This is a genomic window from Candidatus Neomarinimicrobiota bacterium, assembly GCA_017656425.1.
GTDB lineage: Bacteria > Fidelibacterota > UBA2242 > UBA2242 > B5-G15 > JACDNV01.
Genome location: JACDNV010000015.1, coordinates 13099 through 36998, shown reverse-complemented (window position 1 = coordinate 36998; position 23900 = coordinate 13099). Strand labels below are relative to the sequence as shown.

18 protein-coding genes are annotated in these 23900 nt (G+C 33.9%); 2 read left to right on the top strand and 16 right to left on the bottom strand.

Annotation, left to right across the window (positions count from 1 at the left end; genetic code table 11):
* Window positions 1–11 precede the first annotated feature (11 nt).
* Window positions 12–1475 (bottom strand): hypothetical protein, encoded by a 1464-nt coding sequence (locus H0Z29_09855; protein ID MBO8131800.1) that lies wholly within the window; start codon window positions 1473–1475, stop codon window positions 12–14.
* A gap of 89 nt (window positions 1476–1564) precedes the next feature.
* Window positions 1565–4603, bottom strand: coding sequence for a T9SS type A sorting domain-containing protein (locus tag H0Z29_09850; protein MBO8131799.1), 3039 nt, complete (start codon window positions 4601–4603; stop codon window positions 1565–1567).
* Window positions 4604–5391: 788 nt separating this feature from the next.
* On the opposite strand from H0Z29_09850, the gene H0Z29_09845 reads away from it, so the two are divergent.
* On the top strand, window positions 5392–5553 hold the full coding sequence (locus tag H0Z29_09845) for a YjbQ family protein (GenBank protein MBO8131798.1): 162 nt from the start codon (window positions 5392–5394) through the stop codon (window positions 5551–5553).
* A 655-nt stretch (window positions 5554–6208) separates the two neighbouring features.
* On the opposite strand, the gene H0Z29_09840 is transcribed toward H0Z29_09845, so the two are convergent.
* Complete coding sequence (locus tag H0Z29_09840) at window positions 6209–6427, bottom strand: chorismate synthase (protein MBO8131797.1); 219 nt, start codon at window positions 6425–6427, stop codon at window positions 6209–6211.
* A gap of 543 nt (window positions 6428–6970) precedes the next feature.
* Between H0Z29_09840 and H0Z29_09835 the strand changes: the two genes are divergently transcribed.
* Complete coding sequence (locus H0Z29_09835; protein MBO8131796.1) at window positions 6971–7165, top strand: transposase; 195 nt, start codon at window positions 6971–6973, stop codon at window positions 7163–7165.
* A 413-nt stretch (window positions 7166–7578) separates the two neighbouring features.
* Here the strand turns inward: H0Z29_09835 and H0Z29_09830 are convergent, their stop codons facing one another.
* The 13 genes from H0Z29_09830 to H0Z29_09770 form a co-directional block, all read right to left on the bottom strand.
* Window positions 7579–10728 (bottom strand): efflux RND transporter permease subunit, encoded by a 3150-nt coding sequence (locus H0Z29_09830; protein ID MBO8131795.1) that lies wholly within the window; start codon window positions 10726–10728, stop codon window positions 7579–7581.
* An 8-nt stretch (window positions 10729–10736) separates the two neighbouring features.
* Window positions 10737–11882 carry an efflux RND transporter periplasmic adaptor subunit gene (locus tag H0Z29_09825; protein ID MBO8131794.1) on the bottom strand — a complete coding sequence of 382 codons (1146 nt, stop codon included), beginning with the start codon at window positions 11880–11882 and terminating at the stop codon, window positions 10737–10739.
* 18 nt (window positions 11883–11900) lie between these two features.
* Complete coding sequence (locus H0Z29_09820; GenBank protein ID MBO8131793.1) at window positions 11901–13247, bottom strand: TolC family protein; 1347 nt, start codon at window positions 13245–13247, stop codon at window positions 11901–11903.
* Window positions 13244–13846: a TetR/AcrR family transcriptional regulator gene (locus tag H0Z29_09815; GenBank protein ID MBO8131792.1), complete on the bottom strand. Its 603-nt coding sequence runs from the start codon at window positions 13844–13846 to the stop codon at window positions 13244–13246. Before H0Z29_09815 ends, H0Z29_09820 begins: the two co-directional genes overlap by 4 nt.
* Before the next feature lie 85 nt (window positions 13847–13931).
* Window positions 13932–15371 (bottom strand): PEGA domain-containing protein, encoded by a 1440-nt coding sequence (locus tag H0Z29_09810; protein MBO8131791.1) that lies wholly within the window; start codon window positions 15369–15371, stop codon window positions 13932–13934.
* A 48-nt stretch (window positions 15372–15419) separates the two neighbouring features.
* Window positions 15420–16757: a Trk system potassium transporter TrkA gene (trkA, locus tag H0Z29_09805; GenBank protein MBO8131790.1), complete on the bottom strand. Its 1338-nt coding sequence runs from the start codon at window positions 16755–16757 to the stop codon at window positions 15420–15422.
* Complete coding sequence (locus H0Z29_09800) at window positions 16754–17794, bottom strand: aminotransferase class I/II-fold pyridoxal phosphate-dependent enzyme (protein ID MBO8131789.1); 1041 nt, start codon at window positions 17792–17794, stop codon at window positions 16754–16756. The genes trkA and H0Z29_09800 overlap by 4 nt, the downstream gene beginning before the upstream one ends.
* A gap of 44 nt (window positions 17795–17838) precedes the next feature.
* Window positions 17839–19104: a UDP-N-acetylglucosamine 1-carboxyvinyltransferase gene (gene murA / locus H0Z29_09795; GenBank protein MBO8131788.1), complete on the bottom strand. Its 1266-nt coding sequence runs from the start codon at window positions 19102–19104 to the stop codon at window positions 17839–17841.
* 3 nt (window positions 19105–19107) lie between these two features.
* A complete protein-coding gene (gene recN / locus H0Z29_09790; protein ID MBO8131787.1) occupies window positions 19108–20823 on the bottom strand; it encodes a DNA repair protein RecN in 1716 nt (571 codons plus the stop codon).
* Complete coding sequence (locus H0Z29_09785; protein ID MBO8131786.1) at window positions 20795–21193, bottom strand: VanZ family protein; 399 nt, start codon at window positions 21191–21193, stop codon at window positions 20795–20797. The genes recN and H0Z29_09785 overlap by 29 nt, the downstream gene beginning before the upstream one ends.
* Before the next feature lie 2 nt (window positions 21194–21195).
* Window positions 21196–22755, bottom strand: a complete 1560-nt coding sequence (locus H0Z29_09780) for an NAD(P)H-hydrate dehydratase (protein MBO8131785.1) — start codon at window positions 22753–22755, stop codon at window positions 21196–21198.
* Window positions 22752–23120: a holo-ACP synthase gene (acpS, locus tag H0Z29_09775; GenBank protein ID MBO8131784.1), complete on the bottom strand. Its 369-nt coding sequence runs from the start codon at window positions 23118–23120 to the stop codon at window positions 22752–22754. Before acpS ends, H0Z29_09780 begins: the two co-directional genes overlap by 4 nt.
* Window positions 23117–23803, bottom strand: coding sequence for a TIGR02253 family HAD-type hydrolase (locus H0Z29_09770; protein ID MBO8131783.1), 687 nt, complete (start codon window positions 23801–23803; stop codon window positions 23117–23119). The genes acpS and H0Z29_09770 overlap by 4 nt, the downstream gene beginning before the upstream one ends.
* Window positions 23804–23900: the final 97 nt, after the last annotated feature.

The following is a 23900-nucleotide window of genomic DNA, read 5'->3' as shown; positions in this document are numbered from 1 at the left end:
ACCTTTCTTATTTAATATCTTATAGCTTCAAGCAACTCATTTGCCAGCAACCTCTTATTATCCTCTTTTAAAAATGTCATAGGAAATGTTATCACTATAACATTGAATTGCGTACCCAAATACTTTATTCCACAAGGTTGAGCTATTAATTCGGAGTTCAAATCCTCTCCCAAATATGTATATATTGTTTCTGTAAAAGGACCTTTTTCTGTAATAACTTCAATACCTCTAAGTTTTCCATTATATGGAAAAGAAGTTAACAAGCTATCATTAACTACGACATTGGGGAAATTATTTAAACCACGCGCAGAAATAAAATCCCCATATAAGCCTTGATGTGCATCTGCCTTCGAAATATGTAAATACTCTTTAACAAATGAATCATTATCAAATGTGACCGGGAAATTACTTTCATAAGCAAAAGATTTAATTACTTCCCATCCAATCACCAATAATTTGCCACCAACATTCAAATAATCCTTTAATATATCTTCATGTTGATATATATGATGCCTTGTACCTGGGTTATCTGCATGCCAAATTATCAATCTATATCTCCCTAACACTTCTTTTCTCGGTAATCCATCCTCCGCATAATCAACCATCGTATCAGGGGAAAATAGTTCTTTATACATACTATCTGTAACAATATCATTAAATACTTTTCTAGCAGATGATGGGAAATTATTTTCCTCTGTATCGTCTATTATTAATATACCCTTATCAAATTTAGCTCTGACTAATGTAAAAGTTACCGTAGCACCAACTGAGTCGACCAAAAATGTGTTATCCTTACATATAATTTTTACATTATGTTTACCCTCTAATCCATTCACAAAATCTTCTGGTTTTAACATTATTGTTGTATCAGTTGTCCAGACAAAGGGGCCGTTATCTAAAGACCAAGCATATTCAATAACCTCTCCATCTTCATCAAAACCAGAATAATTTATTTTAATTCCCTGCCACCAATCATTCGTCTCATCGAGAAAGAATAACACACTATTATTAGATGGGCTGGTAATTTCAACACTTGGGTAAATAGTCCGTGGAGTATATAGCACCAATTCAGCAGGGGTTGGATCTACCAAAGAATCATTATCGACACTACGTACTTGAATCAGTTGTTTGTTTAACGAATCACTCGATTCAAAAATAATTTCTATAACACCATGAGTAGAATCTTCTGCTACGAATTCCCATGGTGTTATTACTGAATCTCCAGTTGTTAAATGGTATGTTATTACTCTATATTCATATCCTATTATATAACCATCATAGTCACCGCCATCACAGATTATTTTCACTCTTGGAAATAATGTATCTCCGTATAATGGAACATTCGATATTCTTGTCTCGGGAGGCTGTTTTTCAAAAGGTGGGTCAGTTGTAAAGGTACAGCTAACCAGAATAATCAGCAACGACAGTCCAAACAGTAAACTAACATTTGTTACGTTACGCCTTTCTAATTTCACTCTCAACCCCTCATTTATTATCATAAATTGAGATAAGTAATCAGGTGGGGATACTCTAACTTTATAGAGTATCCCCACCTATCTTTCATTTACCGGATAAACACCATCTTACGTGTTCTGCTATAAGCCGCTGTTTCCAACTTATAAATATATATACCACTAGGAACTGGTCTATTAGAATTATCCTTTCCATCCCAAATATATACATATCTACCAGCATTATGTTTTGAGTTTACTAAAGTACGCACCTCCTGACCAAGAATATTATATATAACTAATTTAACGTTTTCTGTGTTGGGTATCATAAATTCGATATTCGTGGTCGGATTAAATGGGTTCGGATAATTTTGTGCCAAGTAATAGTTCGTAATTAAATTTTTATTTTCAAAATCAATTCCTAATTTCTCTGCTTTTGAATAATTGTATATTTTAATATTATCAATTTTTCCTTTAAAAAGAGGAGGATTTTCTTCCCATGATCGTCCTATTGCTAACATGCCAGCAACAGGATTCAAATGTTGACCAGCTACACTAATTTTCTCACTCTGATCAATAACATTACCCGCATCATCTAACAGTCTTACGTATGCAGAATCTTTCCCGACATCCATAATAAATGTATACCATTGCCCCGGAACAATCCTGGTATCATTTTTCAAAAACAAACTTGTCCATCTTCTATCAGCTACTCCTATAGTATCTGCAACCAGATATATTTCTGGGAATAATTTTCCATCAGCTTGAAAAGATACCCTAAATCCAAACTCCCAACTTGGCGGATCAGGATACTTTGCAATAAGATCTGTACCCCCTATCGGGATTTCATCAGCGTTAAAACTAATCTCAAGTGTCATCTCATTATTAATTACAAAAGGGGCAGGAGGATTTATCCTTATATAGCCGCCTTCACTACCATAGTACAAAGAATAATTACCTGAAAAAGCATCTTCAGAATAGCTAATATCCCCAAAAACTGAAATCTCATTATTATAATCAGAATTATCTAATGGAGTTCCAGTCCCTTGTTCAAAATCCAGGTGTAGGACAAGACCCTCATCTTCCATGTATTTCAATATGTAGTTTCCAGAACCAGGGAGCCTCATCTTTTTTCCTACATCGTTCTCAGCAACTATATAATATTCCACTATACTACCCTTAGACTGTCCTGGAATAGTTCCAGAATAAGTAAAGTCACCAGTCTTCTCCATATTTATAACAATTTCTTCGCCACCATTAACTGAATAAAACAATTTCGTACTAATCGAATTGTCGATATCAACCTGAATTACCTCACTCTCGTTCGGACTAACCTTTGCTATTCTCGGAGGAGGGGATGATACCAAGGACGGCGGTAAAGCTTTTGCATAATTATAAACCTTAAGCCCATCCATTTTACCTTGAAACCTCACATCTGCCATATAATCATATGTATCACCACCAATAGTAAAATCACCCGCTCGTACCATCAGAGGATATTCTTCTGTGGGTTCCCAGTTTTCTGAAATAAGATTTCCTTCTTCGTCATACAATTCTATCATCAATATCTTCTTTTCAGCAGAGTATTGTGCCACGATCTTGTACCACTGGTCAGGTTCCAGAACATAATCATCTATATATACTCTATGCCAAACAGTATTGCAATGATAATTTTCTATATTCAATTTATTCAGATGTCTACCATCAAAATACAAGCGATAATTGAATTTCCAATCGTTATCATCATTATAGTATTCAGGGTATTTTCCCAGAAATGCGGCCCAAGGGAAAACAGTATCAGGCTTTACCCACATTTCCATTGTATAGCCATCACTAAATGCAAGAAAAGGAGCAGGCTTTTCAATTTTTAACATGGAAACTAATGTATCATTTTCTCCAACAGGAACTGGAGTAAAATGAATAGAGTAATTTCCTACTTTAGCATCATCAGAGTAGACCGCCGGTCCGGTAGCTACCACAGTATTTAAACCGGTAGCATCCTCTAAATTTTGTTCAAAATCCATATCTAAAACCAAAGAATTTTTATAACCAACGGCTATTCCAAAAAATGCGGTATCACTCTCTTCAGCCATTAACATACTATTTGCAACTTCACCATCAGTATTTTCAACAGTAATAAAATATTTAAGCGATGTACCAGCATCCTGTGCTGGAATTGTTCCAGTAAAGTTTACATTATCTGTCGAACTCATTTCTACTACATTAAAATTTTCAACATCAGTTTCAGCAACTGGAGCATAGTGTAATTCAACATTCGTATATTCCCATGATGATATGGAAGCCAATTGGATAGTTATATCAATTGGGACATTCTCATCAACATGTCTCACGGTAGGATATGATACTATTTCTGGCGGGATGTCAAATTTACGTACACAATTACTAATTCTTACTTCATCTACTAATCCATTAAGCCAAGTATCAGGCCACCATAAACAAACACCTATTTGGACTGGATCACTCGTAGTTCTGGGGATAATTGCTACCTCAGGTATGTATGAAGAGTTATAAGCAACTAAATTACCATCCCTATCATGCACTATAACTGTATAAACTTTGTTATCAACGTCCAATATAGCGGCGATATGATACCACACCTCTGTTTCAATAATTTCATTTTGTGTAAAAACATCATGCCAAACAGTCATATCAGTCTCATATCCTGATTGTACATTAAATGTTCCTGAAGCACCATTTATACCTAACCACCAGTTAGAGGGCTTACTAACTACTTTAGGGTAAATATGCCAATCGCCCGCTTGAGTACCAAAAGATAAAACCTTAACCCAGCATTCTACTGTCCAACTAGTATCTAAGTCCAAAGTTACAGTATCCGGTATAATAATATAAGAAGAATCCGATCGTGAATCATTGTCAAACCATACGCATTGCCCAAAACCTGATAGCTCATCATTAGGAATAAAGTTATAATTTCCGAAGCCGGTTGCATCCGATGCCTTATCTGACTCATTCACTAAATTCCCATCAAAATGCAATAACACAACAGTATGTTCATCAACCGTATAAGGTTGTAAGAACGACTCCTGAGCAATTAAAACATTTGTCGACACCAATACAACAAAGAAAAAGATTGGGAAAAAACACCTAGAAAAACTAACCAACACCTTCATGATTACCTCCTTTTTTTTAATTAAATATTCAATTATCTATTTCCCAATAGATTTACATGCTTTATCCAAATGTCAGCATTAACTAAAAAAACATAACTCACTATGCCAAAGACACTTATTAGATAAAATAAAACTTTCTTTATCAATTCCAAAGTACAAAGCGAACTTTCGCAGAATTCAGCATTGAAAAGAGTTGATTTAAAATTAATACCATCTCTTAAATACTGAATGAAATTAATGCTCTATCCCAAAATAAATTTTAACTCATCTCCCCAGCAAAATAGCTACCACCTGCATCATCATATTTGTTACTAAGGTTCCCGTCAAAACATATGAAAGAGTTGCACATTATTTGCTTTATATAGACTTCTGGTCTACTTAGTCCGGGAAGACATGGAAAAAACTACAACCAAAAGTTTATCAAAAAACTCAAAAAACCAACGAACTCTTGTTATTATTAGAACCTAGCGTAGCTCAACCCTCTAATCGATAACTTTTTTCTTCTAAATTGCAAACGTTTCCATACAACGTATGAAATATAAAATTTGCATATAACTTTGTCAATACTTTTGTTACCTTTCTAAAAAAATTTTCCATATTTCTCCATTCTTAGATAAGAAGCAAAAAGTATGACAACACATTGTAAAGAAATAGTCCTTTAAACAAAAAGTTTCAGCCATAACATCGATATTAGAGAAAAAGTGTAAGATATCATCTCAAATTCCAAAATAACCAGTGGTCTCACTTGGATCTCCGCTATTGGCTCAACCGCAAGTATTAAACTGTCGATGCGAGTCCGCTCTTGTAGAAGACATGAGAGAACTGCTCGAAAAACTAGACCATCAATCAACTTTTCCTTCGTAAATAAAAGGCTAATTTTAGGTACCTGGGAACGGATAGTGATTATAAACCACGATAACATGCCCCGTGACAGAGATATATACATTTAGATAAAATTATTATCTCTATGAAATCACATATTTTTCTCAATCAACCTTTTCAAAAATCGTTTTATTTCTTCATGATTCTTAGCGCGGATAATGTGGGTAATGTATAACAGTTGCGAATTTATTCTTTCGATCTGCTTTAAAAAATGAGAATTGAGCAAAACCTCCACAATCAAATAATTATCCTAAGACAACAATCCTTTTATTATTAGTAAATAGTAAAAATTTTTTAAATGTTGTCCATGGAGTATCCTGTCCCCTTATACAGACCGCAAAAACGAGCGACAAGACAAAAAGTGTGCCCCAAGAGTAATAAGCAATTTAATTATACTCTCTGGATGACTACTCATAAATATTAAGCTTCAAATCACAAAAATTTCTATATCTACGCCTCCTTTTCCAAATACCCTCGCCATTCTCTGTTCAATCAGCATCAAATAAGTGTAAACGTTTGCTGATAAAATCTCAAATATAACAGGAAATCTAAATGCAATATATAAATCTTGTCTCTCTTAAACAGAAATTTCTTCCTCTTTACCAGTTTACAGATTTATCGCTTTCTGATTTTTTAAAATGCTCGTTGTCGGTTTTACAGCTACTAAAAAGAACACTGAATTACCATTTATTATCCCACCTTATTATATTTATTACCCATTATCTAGTCAGCCATGAACCCGATTCCAAATTCAATTCCCTTAATCCCTGGAATACCAAAAACAGTTTGGTTCAGAAGAGACACTACTGAATCAAAATAAGGTTCACCTAAACCTACAGGAACATTTTCAATCTCAAATTCAACAATTCCACTAATAGAATCGACATCTTTCCTTGCTTCTCTTATGAGCTTACCTATTTCACTGCTTCCTCCTACCTCCACAACCTACCCGAGTACCTCAATGGAGTAGTGATCTTCTTGACAATTACATCCGCTCCAACAAGGCAAACGTTCAGCATGCTTGAAAAATAACCTACTCCTCGAAAATCATTAAAGCCACCCTACTCTCTAGATGCAACGAAGTCTGCATGAAATAGCCGAGAAAGATTTTTTAAATTCCCATAAACTGCAGAACGCACGTTTTTATTTTCAAAAATAACCGTTATATATACAATAGTATTTGCATAAGCTTTACAGATTGTAAATATCATCTATCTTTATTAGAAGGTTCACAGAAGGTGTAATCCATGAATTTAAATATTGGTAGGATTATCTTTTAGAGATAATATATGTAATTACCTATTTATATGCAATTAATTACAAAGTTCGTAATGAAGGGAAAGTACAGATTCGTGCCGTCTCTACTCATTTGGGTATTGATAGTCATGGCTATAAGGATATGCCTGATAATAGATAGGGGAAAGCGAAGGAATTCATTTCTGGCTATCAGCACTTGCTGAATTATAGAAATACGATGTTGATGATATCCTTATATCCTGCATAGATGGTCTAAAAGGTTTCCCCGATGCAATTAAAAGTATATTCCCACAAATGCATGTCGGGATTCATGTTATATACTTAATTCAAAATAGTTTGATATACATTTTCTACAAAGAGCAAAAGGAATTTATAAACGATTTAAGAAAAGTTTATAAAACATCTACACCTACAGCGCCATAAGATGCCCTTTTGCAACTGGAAAACAGAGGTGAAAAACGATATCAATTAGTTATTAATTCATGGAAAAGCAAGTGGAAACTTTCTAACTGCTTTGAATATTCACCTGATATTCGAAAACTGATCTATATCACCAATTCCATAAAAGCTATCCATAAAGCTTTCCGCAAAGTTACCAGATCCAAAGCCATATTCCATTCGTATGCAGTTCTGTAAATAATATTATTTCGTGCTTATGTTGATGTAGCTAAAAATGGAAGAGATTGGATTAAAATTTTATTATAATAAACCATCCATTTTGAATAAGTTTGATTTTTTATGTCTGATATGAGAGTTTTTACACAAAAAAGAATTAGACTCTTAATAAACTATTCAATAATAGAACTATACTTAAATACTAAAGCAATATTTGTCATTTATTTGATCATATCTATATCAAGGTTCTCTGGTCTTTCAAGTTCTGAACGATCTGCTAATCCTTTTTTTACTTTTCTTTTTAGTGATATCTGTTCAAAATACAAATAAATAAGTGGAACCATTATCAAAGTGAGAAAAGTAGAAACCGTCAATCCACCAATTACTGCCCTTGCAAGCGGTGCCCATATCTCTGCGCCTGAGCCCAGTTTCAAAGAGAGAGGAATCATCGAAAGAATTGTAGTCATAGCAGTCATAAGAATTGGTCTCATTCTCCTTTTCGCACCTATCAACACTGCTTCCCAGAGACCTTTACCATGTTTTTCCCTTTGCTGATTTATATAATCAATTAAAACTATACCGTTGTTAACAACAATACCTACAAGAAGCACACATCCAATTAATGCGGTTATACTCAATGTAGTACCCGTAATAAGTAGAAACCATACAACCCCCATCATTGCAAGTGGTACTGTAAACATTATTATAAATGGATCGATTAATGATTCAAATTGAGAAGCCATAACCATATAAACAAGTATTATAGCACCAAGAAGAGCTATGCCAAGATAGAAAAATGATTCTTGCTGATCTTTAGCTGTACCTCCAATTTCATACCTAAAATCCCTTGGGAAAGGTATCCTCCTCAATACTTTTTTAATATCAGATACAACGGACTGAAGGTCTCTTCCAGAAACGTCACAATTGACAGTAACCATTCTTTCCTGGTCCTCTCTTATAATTTGCTGTGGAGCATCAGAAAGTATAACTCGTGCCACGCTTTTCAGTGGAATTTGAGCTCCGGTCAATGTCGGTATATAAATATTCTCTATATCGCTTTTGGTATTTCTAAAATTTTCATCTGCCTGTACGGTAACATCATATTCCCTACCTCCTTCTCTATAAAGAGTTGCAACTTTTCCTTTAAGCTGCGCCTCTATGATCGAAGAAATCTGAAATACACTTAATCCCATTGAGTAAATCTTTTCTCTATCGAAGACAATTTTGTACTCAGGCTTTGGAATTTTGAAACTCTTCGTTACATCAACAACCCCTGGAATAGTTTTGATTTCCTCTTCAATTTTATTTGCCAATGCTTCTGCTATCCGCCGATTGTAGCCAAAGATTTTGACTTGGATATCACCAGCTGTCCCAAACATATTCATTCCTTCAGAAAAATTAAATTTTAGCCCGGGGAATCTTGAAAGTTTTTCTCTTAAAACATTACTTATTTCAAATACAGACCTATCTCTTTCTCTCACGTCTGGAAGGTCAATTCTTATTTCACCTTCATTTGATGAATTAGAACCAAAGACTGACGCTATGCCCTCTCGAGATCCAAAACTTACATATATATTTTTAGCTTCAGGAACCTCATCTCGTATCATTTTTTCTATTTCTCTTACCGTTTTATCCATGGATGTAAGAGATACACCCGGCTCTCTTTCGATAGTAATCTCAAGTTCGGATTGATCAGTTTTCGGTAAGAATTCACCTCCCAGAAAGCGAGTTAAAAACATTGTTACGACAAAAAGAACCAATATGCCCGCAAGAAATATTTTTTTTCTCACCATGAAATAATCAAGAATCTCTACATTTTTTCTCTCAATAAATGAAAGAAAATTTTCGATAGAGTTATTTAATTTCTTCATAGTCTTAACTCTTGCTTGCCTGATCCCAACTCTAAGCAATCTACTTGATAGAAGAGGAATAAGAGTAAGGGCTACTAATAGCGAGGTAGTCAATGACAAAACTATTGTGACCACCATATCTTTGAACATAACACCTGCAATACCGGGCACAAATAATATCGGGATAAAAATAGCCAGTGTTGTAAGCGTTGAAGCTATAATTGCATTTGCTACTTCACTTGCTCCATCATCAGCTGCTACAAAAGCGTCTTTACCGTACTCCCTATGCCTAAAAATATTCTCCAGTACAACAATTGAATTATCCACAAGCATACCTATTGCAAGGGCAAGACCTGCCATTGAAATTATATTAAGAGTAATTCCAGCCTGGTTCATAACGAAGAAAGTAACCAATAGGGAAATTGGAATACTGACCGATACAATAAGTGAACTTCTGACGTTTCTCAAGAAGAATAGAATTACAATAAATGCTAAAATAAAAGCTTGAATGGCGGTAGAAGCAAGATTACTTATGGACCTGGTTATAAATTTTGATGAATCAAAAATAATACTGTATTTTATATTACCCCCCACAAGAGACATAATCTGTGGCAATTCTTTCCGCACACGGCGTGCTGTTTGAACTGTATTAGCATCAGATTGTTTTCTTATTATCAATGTAACCGCATTAACTCCATTATTTCTAACTACAGCTCTTTTTTCTTTATAACCATCGATAATTGTAGCCACTTCTTTAAGATAAATTGGCTTTCCTTCTTTGTAACCAATAACGGTATTTTCTATTTGCTTAATATCAGTATATTCTCCGTATGCTCTTACTGTATACTCCAGTTCTTCATTGTCTATTATCCCCGCAGGAATTTGCAGATTTTCCATTTGCAATCTTTGTATCAAGTTCTGAACCGATATTCCAATAGCCGCCATTTTATTGGGATTAAAGAGTATTTTTATCTCTCTTTCTAATCCTCCGCGAACATCAGCTGATGCAACCCCAGGAATCCTTTCCAGTCTCGGAGATATCTGCTCATCAGCTACTTGCTTCAATTCTGCCTCACCCAATCTATCCGAACTTAGTGTTATAAATTGAATAGGCATCATACTGGGATCAAATGTAAAGGAAACTGGCTCTGCTGCTTCTTCAGGTAAATAATCTCTTATTAAATCAATACTCTTCCTTACATCATTTTCAGCTTTTTTCATGTCAGTTCCCCAGTCAAACTCCAGTAGCAAAACTGAACTGCCTGATGAACTATAACTTGTAACATGCCTGATATTTTCCACTGATATCACTGCCCTTTCAAGAGGTTTTGTTATTGAATTTTCTATATCCTCAGGTCCGACGCCTGGGTAGTTAGAAAATACAGCTATAACGGGAAACTGAATATTTGGATAAAGATCAAGCTTTAATTGAGATAAACCAAATATACCAAATCCCACAAGGATTAAATAGATCATCGTAAATGTTATTCCCCTTTTTATTGATAACCTTGATAAAAACATACTACACCTCACCTTATGATTTCAACCTTAGCTGAATCAGATAAAAATTGCTGACCCACAGTTACTAACGAATCATTTTCTCTTAATCCTTTTACAACTTCAATGAAATAGTCATTTTCGATTCCTGTCTCAATTTCCCTTTTATACGCTAGGTTGCCATTTACGACATATACATATCGCTTTGTTCTAACTTTGCTTGTAGTTATCTCACCAGATGATACATCCAATTCTGTTTTCTCCAATACTGCTTTCCTTGGGATCACGATCGCATCATTCTTTTTTTGTACAATTATCTTTATCCGTGCAAACATCCCGGGTTTCAATAAATAATCTTTATTACGAAAACGAATCTCAACCGTTGTAGTTCTAGTGGCTGGATTTATAGTAGGGTAGACATTGTACACAGTACCAATAAATTCTGTATCTGGGTAAGCATCAACAGTAATTATAGCCTGCTGCCCTTTTTTGATCATTGATATTTCGTTATCAGGTACTTGAACCTCAATTTTAACAGTATCCATATCCACAACAGTAAATATCGGCATCTGAGGAGTACACATGTCCCCAACATCATACATTCTGTTTGAAACTATTCCATTTATAAGGGTAATAAGGTAACTATCGTAAAACTGTTTTTTAACTGTTTTTAAATTTGCTTCAGCTTGCTTGACGCCTGCCTCAGCAGTTTCCATTTGAGCTTTTATCTGATCATACTGTGATCTACTAACCGCATTGTTCTGGTATAAATTTTTAATTCGCTCATATTCTGTATTAATATTTTGATACTGCGCTCTGGCAGATGCATAGGATGCTTCAGCCTGTCTTACCATCTGATAGATTCTTTCATTGTCTACAATTCCCAATGTATCTCCCTTTTTTACAAAATCACCTACATCTTTGTTTATCTTTAAAAGTTTACTCGATAGGGGTGAGAATATACGTATCTCTTTTAGTCCCTTTATATCTCCAAAATAATCTGTTGTTTTTACTATTTCTCCCTTTTTAACTTTCATCACCTGGACGGGAAACGTAACTTCAGTTTCTTTACCAACATTACCAGGTCCGCTACACTTTGAGATAGCAATTACAGTCAATATAAATACCCAATAAATTGCTAACTTCATAGATCTGGAATCATTTCTTCCTTTTGACATAATCACCTCCTCTAATCTCTATAACAGGTTCAGAGCTTTTAATAGACTAGCCAGAGCTAAATTATACTCAAGTAAATACCTCTGGTAATTCATCTTTGATTGATTTAAAGCTACCTGAGCATTTAATACATCAAGCTGCGTATTCATACCCTCCTTGTACATAAGGTTTGCCAATCTCATTGATTCCTTTGACTGCTCTACTATTTTCAACTGAGTTTGAACGTTCTGCGCAGCCTCTTTCAATTTGAGCCATGCACTTTTAACTTCAATTTTTACACCATTAATAGCATGATCAAATCTGTCCTGAAACTTCCTTACCTCAATTTTACTCTGTTGAATTCTTGAATGATTTTTAAAACCTGAGAATAATGGGATGCTCAGACTTAAAGATGAACTCGATGATCTGAAGAAATCTTCTGATTCAAAGTTGAAATCATCTCTTTGCCCCTGATATTGGTAATTTGTCGAAAAGGCGAGTGTTGGCATTAATGATGCTCTGTTTAATTTTACCTGAGTTTTCAATAAGTCTTTCTGAATCTTTAAAATTTTAATATCGGCTCTATTGTCAATTGCATTTTCAATCAATTCCTCAAGCGGTTTTTTTAAAAATTCTGTTTCCTGATAATACAAACTATCAATGCATATAATTTCTACGCTATCGTCAATACCTAACAACATCTTCAATCTATCTTTAGCAATTCTAATTTGATTTTTAACAGAAAGTAGCTGTGGCTTGTAATTTTCCAACTGCACTTCGGCTCTAATCAAATCAAACTCAGATGCTTTTCCCTCATTATAATAATATTTTACCTGCTTTAAATTTTCTGTGGCAGCCTCAAGAGCTTCTTCTGTAACTTTTAACATTGATTGTAAGAATAAAACATTATAATAGGCATTTATTACATTGGAAATTACTTCTTGTTCCTTAGATTTTAACTGAGCTTCAGCTATTTCTCTATTCATTAGAGCCATTTTATATCCATAGTAGATTGACCCTCCAGTGAAAATAGGTAGTTGTAAATTCAATCCATAAGCAATATTATTTTCTGTCCCCATTTTGAAATACAATTTTTTCCTCGGATTTAAGACGGGATCATAAAAGGGATTATTCATAATAACAGTTGGTAACTCCCATGCATGCTGTAATTGAGAGAAGGCTGATATAGTCGGAAAAAAGTTTGCTCTTGCTTCAACAAGTCTTAATTCTGCCTGTTTAAGTTCTTTTTTTGCTACCCTAATATCAGGATTATTTTCTAAAGCAATTTTCTTCGCTGTTTCAAGTGTAATCTCAAATTCTTTACCCCATAGGATAGTCACACTTAATACTGTCATTAAAATCCATGGAAACAGGTTTTTGTATCTCATTCTTTTCCTCCATACTTTTTAGATATTCCATTAAGAAATAGGTCCAAAATTTTTTCTGCTCTTTCTCTATTCAATTCAATATTTCCAACTTTAATAAATCTTAAGACATGTAAACTCAATGCACCGTTAAAACATGCTAAGAAGACATCCATATCAATATCGTTTCTAAATAAACCTTTCTTCACACCATCATCAAAAATCTTTTTTAAATTATCCCGTATAAACTTAAATCTTTCTCTGAAGTTCAACGCGATATCTATTTTTATATCCTCGAGATTTATGCTATGGATAATCCTAAAGATCTCCGGTTTTTCCTTCGTTTTTTCAAACATTGCAATAATAAAGTTTAAAAGCTTTTCCTTAGGAGACAAGTCTGAAGTAAAAACTTCGTCAATACTTTTGACAAACTTCTGAAACGTTGTTTTCAGCATCTCTAAGAATAGTTCTTCTTTACTTTTAAAATAGTAATAAATTGCAGGTTTAGATATACCTGCTCTCTCTGCTATTTCCCTCATAGAGGTATTTTCATATCCATTTTGGGCAAACATTTCAGTTGCGATTTCTATAAGTTTTGCCTTGGTATCAAAGACATTATCCATAACTTCTCCATTTTACTTACCGGTCGGTAAATTAAAGAAAGCTATTAATTAAATCAATATATCATATTTTATTTTTTAATTTTTTTTAATAATAGAACGTTATAGAAAAGGATATATTTTCACCGCTGATATCAAATCTATCAAGTCCATTCTCATCGAATTTTTTTGTAATCTTATTGATATCCATTAACTTTAAATTCATATTTCTTCTATTCCATTCTATACTCATACCTATTGGCTTTATCGGTCTTATCTCAAATCCAGCTCCATAGTTGAATCCCCAGGTATGGTATGTAGGACCTCCAATTGAAAAAATCTCATGATAAACATTTAAAAACAAAACATTGTATCCAAATCCAATATTAAAAAATGGATAAAATAAAAAATACTTAACAGGTGTAATACATAAATTAAACGTCAATCTAGGATTCCAGATTTCCATTCTGTACTGCTCACTTTCGCTCTCACCACCTACCAGATTACCAAACCACTCTTCCAAATTGGATTTATAAATAGCTATTCCAAAATCAATAGTGACTTCATCACTCCTATCAGTATTCCAGAATTCTATCCCATTAAAGGATGTTATCTCAGGAAATTGATAATTTTCAATTTTCGTTTTAAAAAGGTTTACTCCATTGTTTATCTTATAATTAATCGATGATATAAAATCATTAATTACTGTTACATCCCTTGAAAAGGAATATGACACTTTAAAACCATTGTTATAACTTCTTTTTACTTTATTCTTTTCCTCTTTGATCAACTCAGGTTTTACTACCGCAGGGACAGGTATTTTTTCAAGATTTAATATCATTTCAACTATCTGATTTTTGTTTAAAAATATCATTTTTTCTCTATCAGCATAGCTTTCTTTTTTTAAAACTAACCTATGTGCAACCTGTGGTTCTATTTCAAGGAATATCGGCGTCATACCTTCATAAATTCCGTCAACATAAACATCTGCTTGTGATGGCCTAGAATCTAAATATAATATACTTTTTGGCTTCATTTTCTTAACACTACACAGATCTGATGCTACCGTAGGTATCCCTATCTTAAAAACTGTACTTAAAGTTCCATAAATGTCATATACAGCAGTCCTTTCAATTCTTCCAGTTTCAATATCTATCAACCTAACGCTTATTGTATAAATATTATCAATCTTACCAACAGAACCAGCAACAATTTTCCGAACACCAACCATTTTTCCTATTTCAATTGCATTAGCATCAGTTGTAGTCCCTGATAACTGAAATTTCATTTCATTAAGAATATCTGCCATCCTCTTTCTTTCCATCACATCAAACACACCAATCTGGACAATCTCTACCCTCATCCTATCGGAGAGTGCTTTTGCTTCAGATTCATCAATGTTATTAGCGTCTAAATCCATGACAGCTATTGGTATTTTTTGTTCCTTTTCAACTACTTCTTCAGTAACCGAAACGGTTGTATCAGCCTGCTGTGCTGATATAGTCATAAAAAATATCATTATTGTAACTAAAATTTTACTCTTCAACATGTAATTGCCTCTTCTATTTGATTATTCTGTATATTATAGAGTTGTCATTTAATTAAAATATTTTTCTACTTTTCCAATCAAATAAGGTTTTGTAAAAACAACAACGTTATCATCAGGTTCAATAATTGTATCGCCTTTAGGAATTATAACTTCATTATTCCTTATTATAGCCCCAATTAAAATATCTCTATGTAGGCCTAAATCTTTTATAGGTTTTTTAGTAGCGTAACTCTTCTCTCTTGGGACAAGTTCTATTGCCTCTGCATCTATTCCCTCAAATAACGATACGGAGATTATTCTCCCTCTTCTCATAAATTTCATTATAGCATTCGCCGTAGCTATATTCTTACTTATAACAGAATCAATACCAAGTTTACTTATAATTGGTATATAGTCATTTGTATTAATATGCGCTATCGTTCTTTTTACTCCTAAATACTTTGCCAAAAGTGCTGCAAGAAGGTTGGACTCCTCATTATCCGAAACTGCAATAAAACTATCCATGAATTCTATCTGCTCTGAAGTTAAAAGCTCTATATCTGTCCCCTCTCCCAGCAAAATCAAGGTATCAAGTAACTCCTCGGCAGCCTGTTTTGCATCTTCTTTGTTTCCCTCAATTAGCTTAACATTTAGATCTTCTGAAATCTTCTCTGCGACCATCTTCCCTATGCTACTTGCCCCATATATCATTATATTCTGCTGCTCTTTATACTCAGGAAATATTGTTTTCAAAACCCCTTTTAAGTCCTTTATATTCGAAATCACATAAATTGTATCGTTTTCGATAAAAACATCATCTCCATGTGGTATTATAGTTTTCCCATCCCTTTCTATACAGAGACAGAGGAAGTTATTACTGGCTTGACTGGTAACTTCTATTATCGACTTACCTACTATTCTGCTATTATTTTTTATCTTTATAGCGGCAATAGTCAACTTTCCGCCACCAAAATCAACAATCTTGGAAGTATATGGATAATATATCAATTTTATAATCTCATCAGCAGTTACCTTTTCAGGGTGTACTATTAGATCGATTCCATACTTTTCTTTATTTATAACACTTCCCTCTTTTAGAAATTCCCTGCTTCTCACTCTGGCAACTGTGTTTTTAACTCCTACCTCTTTTCCAATTAAACAGGACAGAATATTAACCTCATCTATAGAACTAGCAGCAATCAAAATATCTGCATCTTTAGCACCTACACTTTCAAGTACATTCTGACTCGCGCCATTGCCATGAATAACTATAGCATCAAGAGTTTCAGATACTCTTTCTACTTTATCTGGATTATTATCAATTATATACAAATCATGATTTTCCTGAATCAGCTTTTTTGCTAAATAGTACCCTACTTCCCCTGCACCGATAAGAATTACTTTCATGCTCCTTCAAATATTTTTTTGATAAATGAAATTGTTTCGTCAATGTCCAATTTTGTTACCCCAAGATGAGTAACTGCCCTTAGTCTACTCTCGCTAATTGCAAGCATTCCAACACCATTTTCCAAAAGTTTTTCCTGAATCGTATAGGCTGTTACATCTTTCTTTATAATATCGATCATAACAATATTTGTATGAACAGCGTCCATGTCCACAGATAAACCATCAATCGAGTTTATTCCCTCTGCTAATCTCTTCGCATTTTCATGGTCTTCCTTCAACCTTTTAAAATTATTCTCCACAGCATAAATACAAGCTGCAGCCAGTAATCCTGCCTGTCTCATTCCGCCACCGAGTATCTTTCTGACTTTCCTTGCCTTCTCAATAGTCTGGCTATCTCCTACAAGTATAGAACCAACAGGAGCACCCAGACCTTTTGAAAAACATAGATTTACAGTATCAAAATACTTTGAATACTCTTTGATTGATATACCAGTTTCAATCGATGCATTCCAAAGCCTTGCACCATCAAGATGCATTCTAACCCCATTTTCTTTAGCAATCTCACTCAGCTTAATAATCTCTTCTAAAGGATATATAGTTCCCCCTGCTCTGTTATGAGTATTCTCAACAACAATTAACCGAGTAACTGGATGATGTATATTTTTAGGTCTTATTGCTCTTTTCACTTCTTCTATATTCATAACCCCTTTGTTACCCTGTATTGGATATATCTGAACAGACGATATAAACGAGGGGGCACTTGCTTCATAATTGAATATATGTGACCCTGCCTCACAAATTACCTCATCACCGGGCTGTGTGTTGACCTTTATTGCAATTTGATTTGACATAGTGCCACTTGGAACATATAAAGCTGATTCTTTTCCTGTAAGCTCAGCCATCATTCGCTGTAGTTTATTAACAGTAGGGTCATCACCTAGGACATCATCTCCGACCTCCGCTTCACAAATCACCTTCCTCATCTCCGGGGTTGGTTTTGTTACCGTATCGCTTCTTAAATCAATTCTAATTTCCATCAATTCCTCTTTTAGATAAAATTCTTTAGAATCTTAAATTTAAATTAAATAATATCTGTCTTTTCACGTTCTATCTTTGCACCAAGTTTTCTAAGTTTTATATCTATATTTTCATATCCTCTTTCAATGTGATAAATTCTGTAAATATCGGTTCTGCCTTTTGCCACTAAACCTGCAAGGATCAATGAAGCACTTGCTCTAATGTCTGTGGACATTACCTGTGCACCAATCAATTCTTTAACACCCTTTACAATTGCAACGTTATTATCGAGCTGTATATCTGCCCCAAGTCTTTGCAATTCAGGTACATGTGTAAACCTATCTTTATATATTTCTTCAACAATAACAGAACTACCATCAGCAATTGCCATCATAGCCATCCATTGTGCCTGCATATCAGTTGGAAACCCAGGGTAAGGTGTTGTTGTAATATTAACGGACTTTATTTTTGCTGGGCGAGAGATTATAATTTTTCCATCTTCTACAATCTTAAATTTGATTTTTGCTTCTTTTAATTTAGCAAGTATTGATGTGATATGATTTATATTAACATTTTCGATAGTTACATCGTCCCCAATCATAGCGCCTGCTAATAGAAAAGTTCCAGCCTCTATCCTATCAGGGATAATTTCTATATTAGCTGGATGCAGTTCATCTACTCCTCTAATCTTGATAACATCTGTACCTTCCCCATCAATTTTTGCACCCATACTTTTCAGAAACATTGCAAGGTGAACTATTTCTGGCTCTCTTGCTGCATTAGTTATTATCGTTTCACCTCTTGCAAGAGATGCTGCCATCATAATATTACCAGTTGCACCAACACTTGTGATATCAAGATTGATTATGTTACCTTTTAATCTTCTACACTTTGAAATTACATATCCATGGTCTAACCCAATATCTGCTCCTAACAACTTCATACCTTTAATATGTAAATCAACAGGTCTTGGTCCCCACGCACAGCCACCAGGTAATGAAACCTTTGCTTCACCAAATCTTGCCAAAAGTGGACCTAATACATAAAAGGAAGCTCTCATTTGTTTTACCAGCTCGTAGGGTGCAAAAGGGTCATCGCATTTAGTTGTGTCAAGTGTTACTTGATTATTTTTTAATTCGCCAGTTACACCCGTAGCCTTTAAAACTTCCAACATAGTAAATGTATCTCTCAAATGCGGTACATTCCTTATTTCATATTTTCCAGGTGCAAGTATTGTAGCAGCCATGATAGGTAATGCAGCATTTTTTGCTCCACTAATTCTTACTCTGCCTGAGAGTTTATGTCCACCATAAATAACAAATTTTTCCATTTATTAATTCTTCCTATTTTGTCCAAGCATTTCTTTGGCCTGAATAATACTAGTATCAGTTATATTTTTCCCACTAACCAGACTCGCTATTTCCATAATCCTTTCATCTTCATTCAAACTTTTAATAAGAGTGTAAGTTTTCCCGTCCTTTATCTCTTTATAGACTTTGTAGTGGTATGTCCCAAGACATGCAATCTGAGGTAGATGAGTAATACATATTATCTGATGGTATTTACCCAATTTTAACAATTCCTCTCCCACTACATGAGCAATTTTCCCCGATATACCAGTGTCTATTTCATCAAATATAAGTACAGGAATATTATCTTTCCCTGCTAATATACTTTTTATCGCCAGCATTATCCTAGAAACTTCACCACCTGAAACAATTAATGAAAATGGCTTTACATCCTCTCCCGGATTTGTAGAAATTTTAAATTTTACCTCATCTATCCCAGAGGATGTAGCACTCACAGGTACACCATCTACAATGAAAGGACCATCTTTATCTTCAATATATTTAATATTTATAACAAACTTTGCTTTTTTAATTCCGAGAAAATTAAGCTTATTTTCTACTTCCCTCTGAAATTGTAACGCACTTTCTTTCCTTTTCCTAGATATTTCAAGAGCTAATTTTAAATATTGATCCTGTAGTTTTTCTAAATCTTCTCTTAATATCAATATTTTTTTATCTAGATCTTCGTCCTCGATCATTTTACAATCAAGCTCTTTTCTGTACTCTATTATTTCATTTATTGTTTTATTGTATTTCTTCATTAATTGTTGGAGAGTGAATATTCTATTATTTATATAGTCAAGTCTAGAAGGGTTAAAATCAATCGACGAAACGAAATCTGCAATTCTTTCTGATAGCTCCCTCAATATAAATTTAAGATTGAATATTTGCTCATGATATTCTTTGAAACCAGAGGATATATCGCAAAGCTGGCTTAACTTTTTTTCAACAGCTTGCAATTGCTCAAATATTGAATTCTCAGATTCATAAATGGCTGAATTTATCTCTTTGGATATTTGAAATATTTTTTCAGAATTTTCAAGTACTCTTTTTTCTTCCATTAATTCGTCATATTCACCAGGCTTTGGGTCAATTCTATCAATTTCATTAATCTGAAACTCCCATAACTCTTTCTTTTCATTAAATATCTTCTTCTTCTCTTCAAGAATTGAAATTTTTTCTTTTATATTGTTTATCCTGTTATAAATTTCCTTTAATTTGATTATATCACTCTTTGTATTAGCAAATAGATCAAGATAATCAATATGCGTCGCATCTTTTAATAATGCTTGATGATCGTGCTGTCCATGTAGGTCAACAATGATATCACCTACACGTTTTAACAGAGACAAATTCACCTGTTTGTTGTTTATGAATGATTTGGTTCTACCACTTCTATATAATTCCCTCTTTAATATTATATTGGAATTAATAAAAGGTATCTCATTTTCAATCATAAATTCTCGCACATTTTTATTTGAATCTAATTCATTGAAAGTAACTTCAACAGATGTGTATTCCTCACCTGATCTTATTACATCAGTTGGTAATTTCTCTCCAAGAGACAGACTGAGTGCATCAACAATAATGGATTTCCCTGCCCCTGTTTCCCCAGTTAAAACATTAAAGCCTTTTTTAAAATCTACGTTGATCTCTTTGATTACTGCAAAATTAACTATTTTTAACCTTGCCAAATACATATGAACTTTTCACTACTCTTAAAAAAATTTTAAAAATGCCCAAAAAAATCAAAATTCCTATTACATCAGCCATAAAATCATAAATTGAACAATCTCTTGTTGGAACAAAAAACTGATGTATTTCATCAGAAGCAGCGTAAACCATCGAAAGTAAAACAGTATAATAGCAATTATTCATAATTAAATACTTATTCGATGAACTTATAATTGCTATATTCATTAACACCGCGTATAAACCAAATTCTATTAAATGTAAAATTTTATCCACTCCTAATACATTAAATGCTCCACCACTCTCCATAGATGATAGTACGAAAATAATGATTGTATAAACTATAATCGGTATCTTTGTGAAATGTCCCCTATACATTATTATTCAACTCTTTCAAACTCTTTGAGTATAACTGGTAACTTCTTTATAATATCACCCGCCACCAAGCCTCTCATGCTTGATTCCATCGCAATAATATCAGCTGTATATCCATGTATAAAAACAGCAGAAATAGCTGCATCCCATACACTCATTCCTTGAGCGATTAAAGAAGCTATCATTCCAGTCAGTACATCACCTGTACCACCTGTTGCAAGCCCGGGATTACCTGTTGAATTAAACACGACATCACCCTCCTGATTAAATACAAGCGTCGGTGCTCCCTTCAATACTAATACACACCCATTTGATATTGCAAATTCTCTGCCTATATCAACAACATTCATTTTTATTTCATCTAAGGGAATACCTGTAATCAATGAAAATTCCCCATAATGAGGTGTCAACACTATTTCTTTTACTTTCTTGATTAACTCAGTATTATTCTTGAAAATTTTTAGCCCATCAGCATCAATAACAACAGGTTTATTAACACTTTTTAACAAGTTTTCTCCAAAAACAATCACATGTTCACAGTAAGATACTCCTGGGCCAAATACAATAACATCGCTCCACTTTATCCTCTCCCTAACATTATCTGTAAGTGAATCTACAGTAAAAGTTTGTTTCTCAGATTCATTTACTGGCATACTCAATACCTCAGTTAACTTTATTTCGACTATATCATTCAATGATTTAGGGATAGATAGTACAACAAGACCTGCACCAGTCCTCATCGCAGCTTCACAGGTTAATACAGCAGCACCAGTCATTCCAACAGATCCAGCAAATACCAGCACTTTCCCCTGTCTGTGCTTATATGTATCCCAATATAGCGGTGGGATTAAATCAACAATCTCTTCTTTGTGTATAAGATAAGTTTTATTTTTTAGAACATTAAATGATTGCTCATTGTAACCTATATCCGCTACAGTTACTTCACCTGCATACCTTTTGCCTGGATAAAGTAGCAAACCCCTTTTTAAAAATCCCATAGTGACAGTTGCATTCGCTTTCACAGCTATATCATGAACTATACCTGAATCACCATTAACACCTGATGGTATATCAACAGATATAACCGGTCTAGTGGAATTATTAATAATCTCAATAATTCTGTCAATCGGAGGCTTAACGTTACCTTTAAATCCAGTTCCGAAAATAGCATCTACTATTAAATCCGTCTCGATTATATTATGAATTTTCCCAACATCTTCGACTTTTTCTATATAGTTTATATTTAATCCACTTTCTAAACATTTGTCAAAGTAATACTTTGCATCGCCTTTTATTTTTTCTTTATTTCCAACAACCCAGATATATACAATAGCTCCCCAATCATATAGATTCAGTCCACATACGAACCCATCTCCTCCGTTATTTCCGGTACCACAAAAGATGTCCACTCTACTTCCAGGAATATCCTTTAATATTTCCTTTACCTTTGTGGCAACCGCCTTACCAGCTCTATTCATTAACTTTTTCCCGGAAATACCAAGTTTTTCTATAGTAAAACTGTCTACAATTTTTGCTTCTTCATTACTTAAAACATACTCTCTCATATCGCCACCAGAGCTATTGCTATAGCATAGTCGTTTTTTTCATGGGATATTGAGACCTCAATAATATAGTTCTTACAAATTTCACCAACGTTACCACGTAATCTCACATATGGTTTCCCCAATGAATTATTCCTTATTACAATATCGCTCAGGGGAACAATTAAAGTTGGATTGGTGGAAAGAAGTGCCTTTTTGACTGCTTCTTTAGCTGCAAATTTTCCAGCAAAATGCTGAAGTGGAACAACCTTACTTTTACAATATCTAATTTCTTCCTTATCAAAGTACTTATCTAAAAATTTATTCCCATAATTCTGGATCAGTCTATCTATTCTATCTATTTTAATTATATCAATGCCTATTTTCATCGATATCCGTTTTCTTTTTTTACAATTTCTATTATTTCATCTACATAATCGATTTCATAATCTGCTCCTGAAAATGCTGTCCCAAAAGTATCACCATAACGGGCAAATACTGTTTTCATTCCAACCTTTTTTGCTCCAATCAAATCCCTTTCAACCCAATCACCAACCATGATAGCCTCTTCAGGCTTTATCTCTAATCTTTCCAATGTTAGCTGAAATGGCTTTGGGTTAGGTTTTCTTAAGTTGGTATCCTCAAATGTCATAACGACATCAAAATAATTCTGGAGGTTACAAGAACAAATTCTCAACCAAGCTTCCCTTCTTGGAGCATCGGAAACAACTGCCAGTCGAATCCCCATTTTTATTAAACTTATCAATGTATTATGAACATGGGGGTAGGTCTGAAGATTTCCCTCTTTTGCCTTCCTATATGCAACTATAGCCGAAGCTAAAATCTTATAATTAATCTTTCCTAACTCATTCTTTAAGTAATCATCAAAAACGTATTGATATTCAATGCCTTTTTCATTATATATTTTATTTATACCTTCTCTAATTTTATCTGGAGACCTATCTAGCCCTGCATCAAGCATTGCATCAATAGCTGCAGATATACTTGCCTCCTTCATTTTCATAAAATCTATTAAAGTATTATCCAGATCGAAAATCACAGCTTTTATCATACATTTAATTTAATAAAAACTATTAAAAATTATATTCTTAAATGAAAAAGGGACGAATTTAATCGCCCCTCCTAGTAATAATTTTATTCAAAAGTTA